Below are 13,988 nucleotides of genomic sequence, written 5' to 3' on the forward strand. Positions count from 1 at the left end.
CCTTTTAAAAAAAGTAAAACCAGCCGCGTCCGCGCGCTGGTATGTAGTCGATGAATTGCCGGCGTCAGAGCAGGATTGTAACCACTACGGCCAGTAAAAACAGCGATGTAAACCGGCGCGTATGACGAAAGCAGGCGGCCGAAAACCACAGTGGCCAGATTTTTGCCGGATATTCCGCTGGCCTTGCCGTCGGTTTCGGCGCCCGCAATAGCGTGAGGCATCGGACCAGGCTGGGAGTGCTGGCAAAGACCAGTAACAGTGGCCAGGAAAACAGCCCCCCCAGCACCAGCCCCAGGGCCAGCAGGTACTGAGCCAACAACAGCACCATGGTGGCATGCCTTGCACCACGCTCGCCCAGTAGCACCGGCAGGGTGCGCACACCCTTGTCGCGGTCGGCGTCGAGTTTGTCGATATGCTTGCCGAACAGGACTGTCGTGGGTCCCAATGCAAACACCAGGCTCAGCAGGGCCACCTCGTTGCTCCAGCTGCCAGTCACCACGTAGTAGGTTCCCCCTACCATTAATGGCCCCCAGACCAGCAGTACCGAGGGCTCCCCCAGGCCGATATACTTCAGAGGCCAGGTGTAAAACAGGACAAAGAAGGCACCCGCCAGCAAAAGGGCGAGGGTGGGGCCGCTGCGCACGCTGACCAGCCACAGGCCCAGCGCCAGGGCAATTGCGGCAGTGACGGCAAAGTAACGCCAGAATTGGGCCCTGCTCATCAGCCCGTCTTCAAGCACATGTACCCCGTACTGGTTGCGATAGTAGTTATCCCGATCGATTCCCCGGCGCGAGTCGGTATAGTCGTTGAGCAGGTTATTGGTGGCGTGGGCAAATAATAGCCCCAGGCAGCAGGCGAGCCATAGCAGGCCATTGAAATAGCCGTCGCGCCAGGCCAGCAGCCCCCCCAGGATGGCGGCGGTCAGGGTCATGAACAATACGGATGCGCGGCAGGCGAGCAGCCAGCGAGAGACCGGGCCCAGCTGCTGCCACTGCTCGACAGTGACGCCGGGCATACCGTTGAGTGCGGCAATCCATAATTTGAAGTTTGGCACGTTATTTCTTCCTGATCCGTAGCTGTGGAGTGCTTGTCTTTCAGGCTTTCTCTTTTGGCCCTGTTAAAGTACCGTATTACGAATCACGATGGAGAATGTTATTTTGTCCAGACTACCAGTAATGGCCCTGTGCCTTTGTTTATTCCCCGGACAGCTTCTGGCGGATACCACTAACACTATTCTCAGCTACCTGGAGCGCGAACAGGGTAAATACGCGGCGCTGGCGCACGAGATCTGGGAGAAGGCGGAGCTGGGGTACCTGGAAACCAGAAGCTCCCGCCTGCTGCAGGAAATGCTCGCCGAGGAAGGTTTTACCATTGAATCCGGGGTGGCGGGTATGCCAACGGCATTCGTCGCCAGTTACGGCAGCGGTGAACCCATTATTGGTATACTGGCCGAATTTGATGCCTTGCCCGGCATTTCCCAGACCGCGTCGCCTAAACGGGAGCCGGATCCGGACAAGACCAGCGGCCATGCCTGCGGCCATCACCTGTTCGGCGCGGGTTCTACTGCCGCCGCTATAGCGGTTCGGCACTGGATGCAGGAGCACGATGTGTCTGGGACTGTCCGGTTGTATGGAACCCCCGCAGAGGAAGGCGGGTCCGGCAAGGTTTATATGGTGCGAGAGGGCTTGTTTGCGGGTGTCGCAGCCGTTCTCGCATGGCACCCGTCGGACAAGAATGCCGCCAACCCCGTTACCACACTTGCCAACAAGTCCGCCAAATTCGGCTTTCATGGCGTGTCCTCCCACGCTGCAGTGGCACCCGAGCGAGGCCGCTCGGCGCTGGATGCGGTTGAAGCCATGAACCACATGGCCAACATGATGCGCGAGCACATACCGCAGGAAGCACGTATGCATTATGTGATTACCCGAGGTGGCTCCACACCCAATGTGGTGCCCGATTTCGCCGAGGTCTTTTATTACCTGCGACACCCGGATGCCGGCACGCTGGAGGACCTCTGGGAGCGGCTGCTTGACGTTGCTCGCGGTGCTGCACTGGGTACTGGCACCGAAATGGTCTCCGAGGTTAACCACGGAAATCACAGTATGTTGCCCAACGAAACTCTCGCAGAGGCCATGTACAATAACCTGGTTCGGGTAGGCGGGGTCAAATACGACGATGATGACCTGGCATTCGCCAGTGAGTTGGCGCAAAGCCTGAACTCCAGGGAAGACGACCTTGCGCTGGCGGCGGTCCGGATCGAGCCGATGGGGCCATTGCAGTCGATGGGTTCCACGGATGTTGGCGATGTCAGCTGGCAGGTGCCCACCTCCCAGGTGAATACGGCGACCTGGGTTCCCGGTACTGCGCCTCATACCTGGCAGGCTATCGCCGCCGGTGGCACCGCCATTGGTCATAAAGGCATGCTGGTGGCCGCCAAGACACTGGCGCTAACTGCGGGTGATTTGTTCCTGCACCCCGCACTGCTGGACGCGGCAAAAGAGGAGCTTGAACAGCGTCGAGGTAAAGACTTTGAGTATCAGCCGCTATTGGGCGACCGTGATCCACCACTGGACTACCGGCGGTGAGCTGCAGCTGCAGTAGATGGTTACATTGGTAACCATCTACTGCAGACCTTATACTATCGGTCTGTAATCACGCACTGAGTTGTTATGAGCAAATCTTTGAGCCTGGCCGGGTTTCTGCCCTATCGCTGCAATAGCCTGGCGCAAAAAATCAGCTTTTCCCTGTCCCGGATTTACGTTGATCGCTTCGGGATCACGGTTCCCGAGTGGCGGGTGCTGGTAACGCTTGCAGAATACGGTGAATTGCAATCCCGGCGCATCGGCGAGCTGACCAGCATGGACAAGGTGCGTGTATCCCGGGCCGTATCCGGGTTGAGCGCGCGCGGTTTATTACAGCGTCGTCCCTGTGACAGGGACAGCCGGGCGTCCCTGCTGTGCCTGAGTGATACCGGGGCAGAGCTTTACCAGCGCATTGAGCCCGAGGTGCTGGCTTGGGAGGAGGCATTGTTGCAGCCGCTGTCGACAACAGAAAGAGAGTCGCTGTTTGTGCTGATCGACAAGCTGGACCTGCGCCTGGCAACCATGCCTGCAGTGGAGCCGCCACCCTGATTACAGGCAACCCACCGCAACCTCCGTGCCTGTTTATGCCGGCACGCCACAGCATTAACTAAACACATCCTGAGCGATGCATATCGGCCCGTACTCCACTAAGATAGTCACTCTTTCAATAAGACCGTCACAGAGAGGACTCATGGCACTGGACTTTGATAGTGCGCGCCTGCCCAATCCGTTTATTACCGCAGAGCACGAAGCCTGGCGCACGCAATTGCGCCGTTTTATCGACACTGAAATCGTACCCTCTGCCGAAGACTGGGACGAAGCCGGTCATATCCCTATCGAACTATGGCCAAAAGCGGCGGCGGTGGGCTTGCTGGGCCTGGGTTATGCAGAAGAGTTTGGCGGCACCCGGGAAGGTATCGATAGCTGGCATTCCTGGATCACCAACGAGGAGCTGGCGCGGATTGGTGTGGGTGGTATTCCGGCCAGTTTGATGGTGCACGGTATCGGTCTGCCGCCGGTAATCAACTGGGGTTCCGAGGCGATGAAACAGGCCGTCGCCCCGGCCGTGCTGGCGGGCGAGAAGCACATTGCGCTGGGCATTACCGAGCCCGGCGGTGGCTCCGATGTTGCCAGCCTCAGTACCACCGCGGTGCGCGATGGCGACCATTACATAGTCAATGGTTCCAAAACCTACATTACCGGCGGCATGCGCGCCAACTGGGTGTCTACCGCGGTACGCACCGGGGGTGAAGGTGCCCGCGGTGTCTCCATGCTGCTGATCCCGACGGATGCCGAGGGGTTCTCCCGCACGGCACTGGACCGTAAACAGGGGTGGTGGGCGTCGGATACCGCGACCCTGTACTTCGATAACGTGCGGGTGCCGGTGGACCAGCTGATTGGCACAGAGAACCAGGGTTTCCTGGTGATCATGACCAATTTCAACAGTGAGCGCATGGCCATGGCGGCGGGTATGGAAGCCCTGGGCCGGGTCTGCCTGGAGGAAGCCGTCGCCTGGGCCCGGGAACGCAAGACCTTTGGCAAGCGCCTTGCCGATCACCAGGTGATCCGTCACAAGATCGCCCAGATGAAACAGAAACTCAATGCCACCCAGGCCTATATTCGCCTGTGCTATGAATCCATCGAAAACGGCAATCCCAATCCCGGGGATATTGCGCTGCTCAAGGTGCAGGCCAGTGAAACCATGGAGTTCTGCGCCCGGGAGGCCATGCAGATTCTCGGCGGGATCGGTTATATGCGCGGCAGCCGGGTAGAGCGGATCTATCGGGAAGTGCGGGTCAACGCAATCGGTGGTGGTTCTGAAGAAATCATGCGCGACCTGGCAGCTCGCCAGTACGGAGTTTAGGATGAAATTATGGCATTGCGCGGGAGCTCGCTCGCTGCGCCCCCTGTGGACGCTGGAAGAACTGGGCCTGGAGTACGAGCTGGAGGTGCTGGCGTTTCCTCCGCGGCTGATGCAGCCCGATTATCTGGAGGTTAACAGCCTGGGCACCGTGCCTTTCTTTGTTGATGGCAGCACCGAAATGACGGAATCCACCGGCATCTGCCAGTATCTGGTGGACCGCTATGAGAACCACGGCCTGGGCCTGCCACCGGAGGATCCGGACTATGGCGCCTACCTCAACTGGCTGCATCACAGCGACGCCACACTCACCTTCCCCCAGACCATTGTCATGCGTTATTACTTTCTGGAACAGGACGCGAGCAAGCGCGTGGTCGCCGATGACTATGCAAAGTGGTTCAGGGCGCGACTGCGGCGGGTAAATGAACGGGTGGAACAGCACGACTACCTGGTGGCAGATCGCTTTACCATTGCCGATATTGCGGTGGGTTATGCCCTGTTCCTCGGCTCGGTACTGCACCTTGATAAATACTACAAGCCCGCGACGGCCGCGTATCTCGAGCGCCTGATGGCGCGGCCTGCCTTCCAGCGGGCCAATGCCATTGGCGAGGCGCTGGCGCTGCCGGATGTCGTCTGACCACAACCATTACGAGTAAGCATGAATAGCAAGGAGAGTGCTGTGAACGCGGTAACCGATCAACAGAAACAGGCCTTTCGCGAAGAGGTTTCAGCCTGGCTACGGGCGAACAAACCGGCTGATCCGGGATTTTTGCTGCCCCAGTCATTCATGGAAGTGGGCAGTGAGCAACAGCTGGATTTCCTGCGCGAGTGGCAATACAAGGTATGGTCCGCCGGCTACCTGGGAATGGCCTGGCCCGAGGCCTATGGCGGCCGCGGCATGGATCCCGTGTTCCAGGCCATTGCCGACCAGGAAATGCGCCGCCAGGCGGTGCCCATATGCTTCAACGTGATCGGCCTTGGCTGGGCCGGGCCGCTGATCAATGATATTGGCAGTGAGGCCGACAAGGCGCGTTACCTCAAGGGTATCCTTACCGGGGAGGACATCTGGTGCCAGGGCTTCTCCGAGCCGGACCACGGTTCTGACCTGGGTAATGCCCAGACCCGGGCGGTACGCGATGGTGACGACTACGTTATCAACGGCACCAAAATCTGGACCACCATGGGTAACTTCGCGAAATACATGATCCTTCTGGCTCGTACCAATCCGCAGGCCGAACGCAAATACGACGGTCTGTCTTTCTTTTTATCCCCCATGGACGTGCCGGGTATTGATGCCCGGCCGATCCGTAAACTCACCGGCGAGTACGGCTTCACCGAAACCTTCTTCACCGATGCCAGGATTCCCGCTGATTGCCTGATGGGGCAGGAAGGGGAGGGCTGGAAGATCGCCATGAAGACCCTGCAATATGAACGTGGCGCCGAGGCTGGAGCAGCCGGGGGCCTCGCCTTCGTACGCATTGTAATTGACGACATGATTGATCAGCTGCGGGATGTCCGTCGCGATGATGCTCCGGTACTGGACGATCCGGTGGTACGCGACCAGCTGGTACAGCTGGTCATGGAGGAAAAGGCCATTACGCTGGGTGACCGGCGCGCCAATATAGGCGCGCTGAGTAACGACTACCCATTTTCGTTGCAGTTGTCCAACAAGCTGCGTTTCACCGAGAACACACGGCGGATGCGCCAGTTCGCCATTAATCTGCAGGGTGCGGACGGTGCCCTCTATGTGGGCGACGAGGAGGCAAGACAGGGCGGCTTCTGGCAGCGCGCCTATCTCAACAGTTTCTCGGCGACCATTGGTGGGGGTACCAGCCAGGTACAGGCCAATATCATTGCCGAACATATTCTTGGCCTGCCCAAGTAAGGAGCGTACAAGTGTCTGTTATTGGTAGTACAACGCTGGTATTCAGCGAAGAGCAGGCGATGATCCTTGATGTCGCTCGTGAGTTTTGTCGGGACCAGTCGGATATTACCGCTGTGCGGGCCCAGCTGGAGTCCCCCGATGGCTTTGACCCCGGCGTCTGGCAACAGATGGTGGCGCTCGGCTGGGCAGGTATTGCCCTGCCCGAGCGGGTCGGGGGCGCCGGCCTTGGTATGGCTGCGGTCGTGCCGGTACTGGAGTCCATGGGCCGGGCTTTACTGGGCGGCCCGTTAATGAGCACAGCCCTCGCCGGGCAACTGGTTTTGCGTGCGGCAGGTGAGGAACAGGACGAATTACTGTCCGCCATTGCCGCGGGCCAGCCGGCCACGATCGCATGGCTGGACAACCACGACTGGGGGTCCGCTGGCATCCAGTGCGAACTCGACGCCAACGGTGTTTTGCAGGGTCGCAAGCAACAGGTGATGGATGCTGCCGGGGCCGAATGGTTCCTGGTGGTGGCGCAGCAGGCCGGGGAGCCGGTGCTGGCGGTACTGCCGGCGAGTGCGGTAGCGGCGGATGCGCGCAGGGACTGCATTCTCATAGACCAGACCCGGCGTGCGCAGACCATTGATTTTACCGGCATTGCAGTGGCGTCAACGGCGGTGCTGAAGGGTCCTCAGGTTGCGGCGGCGCTGCGCGATGTGCGTCTGCTGGGTGCCTTGCTGGTGGCGGCGGAGTCGGGTGGCAGCGCGGCGTCGTGTCTCGATACCACTGTTGACTACCTGAAAACCCGCAAGCAGTTTGGCAAGTTGATCGGTTCCTATCAGGCGCTCAAGCATCCCTGCGTGGACATCCTGGTGGCGGTGGATTCAACCCGCTCCTTTGTGTATCACGCGGCCAGCCTGCTCGATGACGGCCCCCTCAGCCGGGACGCGGAAATCGGCTGCCGGATGGCCAAGGCGCAGGCCACTGAAACACTCAAGTACGCCGGCGACCGGGCAATCCAGTTTCACGGCGGCATGGGCTTTACCTACGAATGTGATGCCCAGCTGTACGTGCGTCGTGCCCAATGGGCCCAGCAACAGTTTGGCGATGCCCAGCACCAGCGCAAACAGCTTGCCCATCTGCTGCTGGATGCCTGATGTTGTCGCCTGCCGTGAGCCGGCCGAGAGGTCTGGTCCGCGTGCGGCTGCGTAGATGATGCATGAGTAAAAAACCGGCAAAAATACGCCAGGGCAGTTTTGGTCGCGGGCTGTCGATTTCCCTGGCAGGTTTGCGCGCAGGGAGCGCGTTCGCAATTGATAATGCCCTGCAACGGTTGCGCGGCGACGCTGATGCGGCGCCAGAGGAATCGGCGTTCATCCGGCGAGAGGCGCGGCGCTTTGTCACCGAACTCGGTAGACTCAAGGGTACCTACGTCAAGATCGGGCAGATGTTTGCCCTGCTGGGCGAGCACTTCCTGCCACCCGCCCTGACCGAGGCGCTGCACGAACTGGAAGCGGCGACCGAACCGCTACCCTGGGCGACCATAGAACCTCATTTGCGCGCCAGCTTGGGAGCGCGCCTACAGGAACTTGAAGTGGAGCCCGAGGCGCTGGCGGCTGCCTCGCTGTCGCAGGTGCACCGGGCCACCATCAGGGCCACCGGCGAAAACATCTGCCTCAAGATCCAGTATCCCGGTTTGCGGGACGTTATTGACAGTGACTTTGATGCCGTAGTGCGGATGCTGGTTCTGGCCCGCTGGGTCAGGACCGGGCGCGAGCTGGATGCCTGGCTGGAATCCATGCGTACCCACCTGCATCACGAAATCGATTACCTGCGGGAAGCACAGATGGGTGACGCCGTCGCCGCACTGGTGGCAGAGGATACCGCTTCCCGCAAGCATGGTCGCTACTATGTGCCGCAGCGGTTTCCCCGTTATTGCCGACCCGATGTGCTGGCTCTGGAATATATTGATGGCCGGCTGGTGACCCATCCGCAAGTGCTCGCGCTCTCCCAGCGGCGCCGCAATGCCCTGGGCCGGAATATGCTGGAGCTGTTCTTTCATGAACTGTACAGCTGGGGAATTCTGCAGACCGACCCGAACTTTGGCAATTACCTGATCCGCAGTGACGGCAATCGTGACGAACTGGTATTGCTGGACTTTGGCTCTACCCTCAGTTGCGAGGAACCCTTTCTCAAGCACCTGGGTAATGCCATTGCCGCCGGCCAGGAGCAGGACCGGGAGGCGCTGTTGGCCAGCCTGGTGGGGCTGGGCTGCCTGGATGAAAAGAGCTCGGACTTTGCCCGGGACAGCTTCAGTGACTTCTGTTTCGGCTTGCTGGAGCCGCTGCGGCCGGCGGACCAACTGCCGCCTGAATACCTGAATGCCGCCGGCGAGTATTGCTGGGGCCGCTCACAACTCTTGCGCCGCGCGGGTAAGAATGCTGCCAGTGCAGCAACGTCACTGGACTTTGCAACGCCCTCGCGGGACTTTGCGCTGATTGCCCGCAAGCTGACCGGTGTGTTTACCTTTATTTCCGTGCTGGATGCCCAGTTCAATGCGCACGACCTGGTAACCCGGCATATCCGTCGCTGGCGGAAGAGGCACTGAATGGCAGGCGATGACACGACAGACAGCCCGGTTCCCCAGGGCCGGCTGCGCCGGCTGGCGGGGATGGCGCGGTTGGCCGGGGGCATTGCCGGTGGCATGCTTGCGGAGGGTGAGCGGCAGTTGCGCGCCGGTAAGCGACCGCAGGCACGGGATCTGCTGCTTACTCCCGGCAATGCCCTGCGCCTGACCAGGCAGCTCTCCCGCATGCGCGGCGCTGCCATGAAACTCGGGCAGATACTGTCCATGGATACGGGCAACCTGGTGCCCCCTGAACTGGCGGAGATTCTGGCGCGGTTGCGCGCAGACGCCCAGGCGATGCCAGCCAAACAGTTGCGTGAGGCCCTGACACTCGCCTACGGGGCCGACTGGGATCCTGCCGAGCATGAGTTCCAATGGCGACCACTGGCTGCCGCGTCCATCGGCCAGGTGCATTGTATACGGGCTCCGGATGGCCGCGAGGCAGTGCTCAAGATCCAGTATCCTGGTGTGGCCCGCAGCATCGATAGCGATGTGGATAATATTGCGACGCTCCTGCGGATGTCCGGCCTGTTGCCCCGCCAGCTGGATATCGAACCCTTGCTGGCGGATGTGCGGGTGCAATTGAAAGAGGAGGCGGACTATCTGAGAGAGGCGAAATACCTCAATCGGTTTCGCGGGCATCTTCAGGGAGACAGCCGCTTTGTGCTGCCCGAAGTGCTGCCGTCGCTTACTCGACGTACTGTCCTGGCGATGACCTATGTCGAGGGCGAACCCGTTGAAACGGTCGTGCTGCAACCGGCGGCCGAGCGCAACCGGGTGATGACCGTATTAATCGAGTTGCTGTTGACCGAGTTGTTTGAACTGCGGCTGATGCAGACGGACCCCAATTTTGCCAATTACCTGTATCGTCCCGATGACGGCGCCATCGTGTTGCTCGATTTTGGCGCCACCCGCCCCTTCAAGGCGGCCTTTGCACGGGATTATGGGCGTTTGGCAGCTGCGGCGATGGCCGCTGATCGCGAGGGTGTCGCCCGCGCGGCAATACGCATCGGCTATGCCATGGGTGAACCCGGGTCGCCTTATCGCGAACTGGTACTGGATATGCTGTTGCTGGCGCTGGAACCCCTGCGCCACGAGGGGCCTTATGATTTTGGTAATTCGGATATGCCCGCCAGGCTTATGGAGCTGGGTCAGTCGGTGACCGGGTTTCGCGATTTCTGGCAGGCGCCGCCAACCCATGCGGTGTATTTTCATCGCAAGCTGGGCGGCATGTTCATGCTCGCTCATCGCCTGCGGGCCAGGGTTGACGTGCGTGCGCTGATGGCCCGCTGGGTCAATGGTTGATGCGGTTACCGGCAACCCAGGTCGCCTTCACCCGCAGCGCGTCATCAAGCAGCACCAGGTCCGCCCTGCAGCCCGGCGCAATGCGTCCCAGTCGCGGTTCATCCAGGAATTGCGCCGGGTACAGAGAGGCCATGCGCAGGCATTCTTCCAGTGCAAGACCAACCTTCTCATGGCAGTAGCGCACGCCATCTACCATGGTAATCGCGCTACCGGCGAGTGAGCCCTCACTATTTACCAGCCTGCCATCGCGCTCCTCAATTATTTCACCATAGAGTTCAAAGCTGCGACGGTCGCTGCCCGCGGTAGCCATGGCGTCACTGACCAGGTACAGCTTGCCCGGCGGGGCGCAGCGCTGGGCGATGCGGATGCTGGCCGGGTGCACATGGTGGCCGTCGGCGATGATGCCCAGCCAGCAGCCAACGCTGCTCAGGGCGGCTCCGGTTACCCCGGGTTCCCGCGCGCTGAGTGGGCTCATGGCATTGAACAGGTGGGTGAAACCACGAAGTCCTTCGCTACAGGCTTGCTGGACCTGGGTGAAGCTCGCGTTGCTGTGGCCGGCACAGACCATGACACCGGCGTCGACGAGGCGGCGGATCTGCCCGGGCAACATCAGTTCCGGTGCCAGGGTCAGTACCCGTGGCAGGTCGGTGAGTCTGCACAGCCAATCAATATCGTCACCGGTAGCGATACGTAACCGATCTGCGCGATGGGTACCCCGGCGGGCCTGCGCAAAAAAAGGGCCTTCAATATGAATGCCCAGAATACCGGCTATACCCATCCTGCGAGCGCCGCGCACGGCGGTCACACCCGCCTCGTATACATCCCGCGTATCGCTTAGCAGGGTGGGCAGCAGGCTGGTAGTGCCCCCCTGCCGATGGCTTGCGCTGATGTGCTCGAGCGCCTCGACCGTTGGCGTGTTATTGAACAACATGCCGCCGCCGCCATTGACCTGCAGGTCGATAAACCCCGGCGCCAGGTAACCTCGGGATAACTCCTCGCAGGGTATGCCTGCGGGTATATCCGGCCCTGGCACCAGACTGTCAATGCAGCCCGCGAGCAGCAGCAGGCCGCAGTCATGGTGCCACCGTTCCCCATCAAACAGGGAGGGGACACGTAGGGCGCGATCAGGTTGTGATGATGTCATCTGGCCATTCCCTAGCGACTGAGTACAGGAGGGAATCATGAGCCGCGCCGGGCTCGCTCCGTGTCGTCATTATGTCCGCTGTCTGTGTGCGGCAAAAGACTACAATAGTGTTATGCTCCGATCCAGCCAAGAACTCAATAACAAGAGGTTAGTCATGTTCAAACACTCTTTGACGATAGTGGTGGTGAGCGCGCTGCTGGTAGCCTGCAGCGATTCCGATGACTCGGCACCAGCGCCGCAGCCGGAACCTGAGCCCAGCCTCATCTATTCGGCTGAGGTGAGGCGCACCGACTTTGGTATACCGCATATTACCGCGGATGACTGGGGCAGTCTTGGTTACGGATTCGGATATGCCTATGCCCAGGATAACTTCTGCATCGCCATGCGCGAGATCGTGTTCGCCAGCGGGCGCTCGACAGAATTGATGGGGGAGGGGATGGGTAGTGTGGAATCCGATTTCCTGTTCCGCTTCCTTAATGGCAACAAGGATGACTTTGCGGAGGAGTTTGTTTCGGAGCTGCCGCCCTTTGCGCGAGAGCTTGCCGAGGGCTATACCCAGGGTATGAACCGTTATCTCGAGGAAACCGGTGTTGCCAACCTGCCGGCGGGCGAGCTTGGCTGCCGCGATGCAGAGTGGGTATTTGCCTTCGACTCAATCGACCTGTTTCTGCTGTTGCGTCGCGAGGCGCTCCGCGGCAGTTCCGAGCAGGGGATTTTCCGCCGTGCGCTACTGGCCACGACAGGCCCTGCCCTGGTTGCCGACAGCGCACCGGGCGTTGATCTGGACGAGGCCGCCCGGGCGCTGTCAGACGCGGCTGCAGAGTTGCGCGATCTGGATCGCGGCAGCAACGGCCTGGCGCTGGGGCGCGACGCCACCCGCGACGGCAGCGGCATGCTGTTGGGTAATCCTCATCAGCCCTGGTTTGGGGCGGGCGCCTGGTACCAGGCCCACCTGACCCTGCCGGGCACCTATGACGTTGCCGGTGCCGCTCTGCACGGTTTCCCCTTTATTGGTATCGGTTTCAACCGCGACGTCGCCTGGACCCACACGGTTTCGCTGGCCAACCGTTTCAGCCTGTTCGAGCTCAAGCTCAACCCGGACAACCTGCTGCAATATGATTATGACGGCGAGTGGCGCGACATTGTGCCCGAGGTCATTACCATCCAGGTCAAGCTGCCCGATGGCACGCTGGAGGACCGCCAGCAGACCTTCTACGTTTCACAATACGGCCCGGTGATTAATCTCAAGGGTGTCAGTCCGGCCCTGGATGGCTGGCCCATGTTCAATGGTTCGGTGCTTGCCTTCAGGGACGCCAACCTCCTTACCGGTATCCGCGGTATTGAGCAGTGGATCAACAAGGGCCAGGCAACGTCTATCGACGACTATGTGGCGGCACTGCAAAGTATTGGCAATCCCGTGTTCCACGAGATTGCCGCAGACCGGACGGGCGAGGCCTTTTATGGTGAATTGTCAGCGGTACCCTTTATAACCCAGGAGCAGATTGATCGCTGCGTGAATGGTGTGGTTGGGCCACTGCTGGCATCCGCTACGACCAATGTGATCCTGTCCCTGGACGGCTCGGATCCCACTTGTGAGTGGGGTGAAGATCCGGAGGCACCACCCGGCACTAACCTGTATGGCGCGTCGCAGTTGCCACAGCTGCGCACCACTGATTATGTGGGCAACAGCAATAACAGCTATTGGCTCAGCGATGCCAACAACCCACTGGAAGGGTTCCCCAGTGTGATGGGCCCCGTAGGCCACGAGGGCCAGCAGCAGTTCCTGCGCACCCGGCTGGGCCATTTGATGGTGGCGGAACGCAAGGCCGGTACTGACGGTCTCGATCCGGAACCCCTGTTTGACCTGGAATCACTCAAGGGCATGATGTATGCCAACCGGGTTTATGGTGCGGAACTGGTGATGGACGATATCCTCGTTATCTGCGCCACGGATGCAGCCGTATCCGTGCTCCCCGCCTGTAATGTGCTGGCAAACTGGGATCGCAAGGTTAACCTCGATAGCATGGGTGCCCAGGTATTTACCGAGTTCTGGAGCATTATTCGTGGCCAGCTGGGTAACTCCTTCCAGAATATTGTGCAGAGTGACGAGTTCTGGGCGCAGGATTACGATGTCAGCGATCCGCTCAATACACCTGCCGGTATTGATATCTCAATACCAGCCAACCACGACCGGGTTATCGCGGCACTGGCATCGGCAACCTCTCGCCTGCAGGCGGCTTCGGTTGCGCTGGACGCGCCATGGTCCGAAGTGCAGGTACTGGAGCGCAATGGTGTACGCGTTCCCATTCATGGTGGCACGGGCAACATGGGTGTTTACGGGGCTATCAGTGCGGGACTTTCCGAGGGCGGCTATATTAACCCGCGCGCCGGCAACTCCTACATTCAGGCGGTAACCTGGGACGAAACGGAGTGCCCCATAGCGGATGTCATTCTGGTGCCATCGCAGTCAACGGATCCCGAATCGCCGTATTTCAGCGACCAGACAGAGCTTTATTCCAATAAGGAGTGGGTGCGCTTCCCATTCTGCGAGTCGGATATCGCCGCAGCCCAGATCGGCGAAACCCTGCTGCTGCAGGAATAAT

Annotated in this window: 11 protein-coding genes; 9 read left to right on the plus strand and 2 right to left on the minus strand. The window is 60.3% G+C overall.

The window, feature by feature from the left end; translation table 11 throughout:
- Positions 1-64 precede the first annotated feature (64 nt).
- Entirely contained in the window at positions 65-1,054 is a 990-nt protein-coding gene (locus CWI75_RS17095; RefSeq protein ID WP_241521277.1) for a prenyltransferase, read from the minus strand.
- A 103-nt stretch (positions 1,055-1,157) separates the two neighbouring features.
- Between CWI75_RS17095 and CWI75_RS17100 the strand changes: the two genes are divergently transcribed.
- The 8 genes from CWI75_RS17100 (at position 1,158) to CWI75_RS17135 (ending at position 10,241) form a co-directional block, all read left to right on the plus strand.
- Positions 1,158-2,585 (plus strand): amidohydrolase, encoded by a 1,428-nt coding sequence (locus tag CWI75_RS17100; RefSeq protein WP_241521278.1) that lies wholly within the window; start codon positions 1,158-1,160, stop codon positions 2,583-2,585.
- 84 nt (positions 2,586-2,669) lie between these two features.
- Complete coding sequence (locus CWI75_RS17105) at positions 2,670-3,131, plus strand: MarR family winged helix-turn-helix transcriptional regulator (protein WP_101522747.1); 462 nt, start codon at positions 2,670-2,672, stop codon at positions 3,129-3,131.
- 142 nt (positions 3,132-3,273) lie between these two features.
- The gene (locus CWI75_RS17110; RefSeq protein ID WP_101522748.1) at positions 3,274-4,446 is read left to right on the plus strand and encodes an acyl-CoA dehydrogenase family protein; all 1,173 of its coding nucleotides are present in this window, start codon (positions 3,274-3,276) and stop codon (positions 4,444-4,446) included.
- Position 4,447: 1 nt separating this feature from the next.
- Positions 4,448-5,080, plus strand: coding sequence for a glutathione S-transferase family protein (locus tag CWI75_RS17115; RefSeq protein WP_101522749.1), 633 nt, complete (start codon positions 4,448-4,450; stop codon positions 5,078-5,080).
- A 42-nt stretch (positions 5,081-5,122) separates the two neighbouring features.
- The gene (locus CWI75_RS17120; protein WP_101522750.1) at positions 5,123-6,328 is read left to right on the plus strand and encodes an acyl-CoA dehydrogenase family protein; all 1,206 of its coding nucleotides are present in this window, start codon (positions 5,123-5,125) and stop codon (positions 6,326-6,328) included.
- 11 nt (positions 6,329-6,339) lie between these two features.
- A complete protein-coding gene (locus tag CWI75_RS17125; protein ID WP_241521279.1) occupies positions 6,340-7,467 on the plus strand; it encodes an acyl-CoA dehydrogenase family protein in 1,128 nt (375 codons plus the stop codon).
- A gap of 62 nt (positions 7,468-7,529) precedes the next feature.
- Positions 7,530-8,918 carry an ABC1 kinase family protein gene (locus CWI75_RS17130; protein WP_101522751.1) on the plus strand — a complete coding sequence of 463 codons (1,389 nt, stop codon included), beginning with the start codon at positions 7,530-7,532 and terminating at the stop codon, positions 8,916-8,918.
- Positions 8,919-10,241: an ABC1 kinase family protein gene (locus CWI75_RS17135; protein ID WP_101522752.1), complete on the plus strand. Its 1,323-nt coding sequence runs from the start codon at positions 8,919-8,921 to the stop codon at positions 10,239-10,241.
- Here the strand turns inward: CWI75_RS17135 and nagA are convergent.
- A complete protein-coding gene (gene nagA / locus CWI75_RS17140; protein WP_101522753.1) occupies positions 10,231-11,385 on the minus strand; it encodes an N-acetylglucosamine-6-phosphate deacetylase in 1,155 nt (384 codons plus the stop codon). The two genes, CWI75_RS17135 and nagA, sit on opposite strands and share 11 nt — an antisense overlap.
- A 154-nt stretch (positions 11,386-11,539) precedes the next feature.
- On the opposite strand from nagA, the gene CWI75_RS17145 reads away from it, so the two are divergent.
- Positions 11,540-13,987, plus strand: a complete 2,448-nt coding sequence (locus CWI75_RS17145) for a penicillin acylase family protein (protein WP_162300120.1) — start codon at positions 11,540-11,542, stop codon at positions 13,985-13,987.
- Position 13,988: the final 1 nt, after the last annotated feature.

Source organism: Kineobactrum sediminis, from assembly GCF_002868715.1.
Classification (GTDB): Bacteria; Pseudomonadota; Gammaproteobacteria; order Pseudomonadales; family Halieaceae; genus Kineobactrum; species Kineobactrum sediminis.

What these genes read in the sequence shown, in the direction of transcription:
- CWI75_RS17115 (WP_101522749.1), top strand. Translation starts at nt 4,448, where the DNA reads ATGAAATTATGGCATTGCGCGGGAGCTCGCTCGCTGCGCCCCCTGTGG.
- CWI75_RS17105 (WP_101522747.1), top strand. Translation starts at nt 2,670, where the DNA reads ATGAGCAAATCTTTGAGCCTGGCCGGGTTTCTGCCCTATCGCTGCAAT.
- nagA (WP_101522753.1), bottom strand. Translation starts at nt 11,385, where the DNA reads ATGACATCATCACAACCTGATCGCGCCCTACGTGTCCCCTCCCTGTTT.
- CWI75_RS17110 (WP_101522748.1), top strand. Translation starts at nt 3,274, where the DNA reads ATGGCACTGGACTTTGATAGTGCGCGCCTGCCCAATCCGTTTATTACC.
- CWI75_RS17145 (WP_162300120.1), top strand. Translation starts at nt 11,540, where the DNA reads ATGTTCAAACACTCTTTGACGATAGTGGTGGTGAGCGCGCTGCTGGTA.
- CWI75_RS17130 (WP_101522751.1), top strand. Translation starts at nt 7,530, where the DNA reads ATGAGTAAAAAACCGGCAAAAATACGCCAGGGCAGTTTTGGTCGCGGG.
- CWI75_RS17135 (WP_101522752.1), top strand. Translation starts at nt 8,919, where the DNA reads ATGGCAGGCGATGACACGACAGACAGCCCGGTTCCCCAGGGCCGGCTG.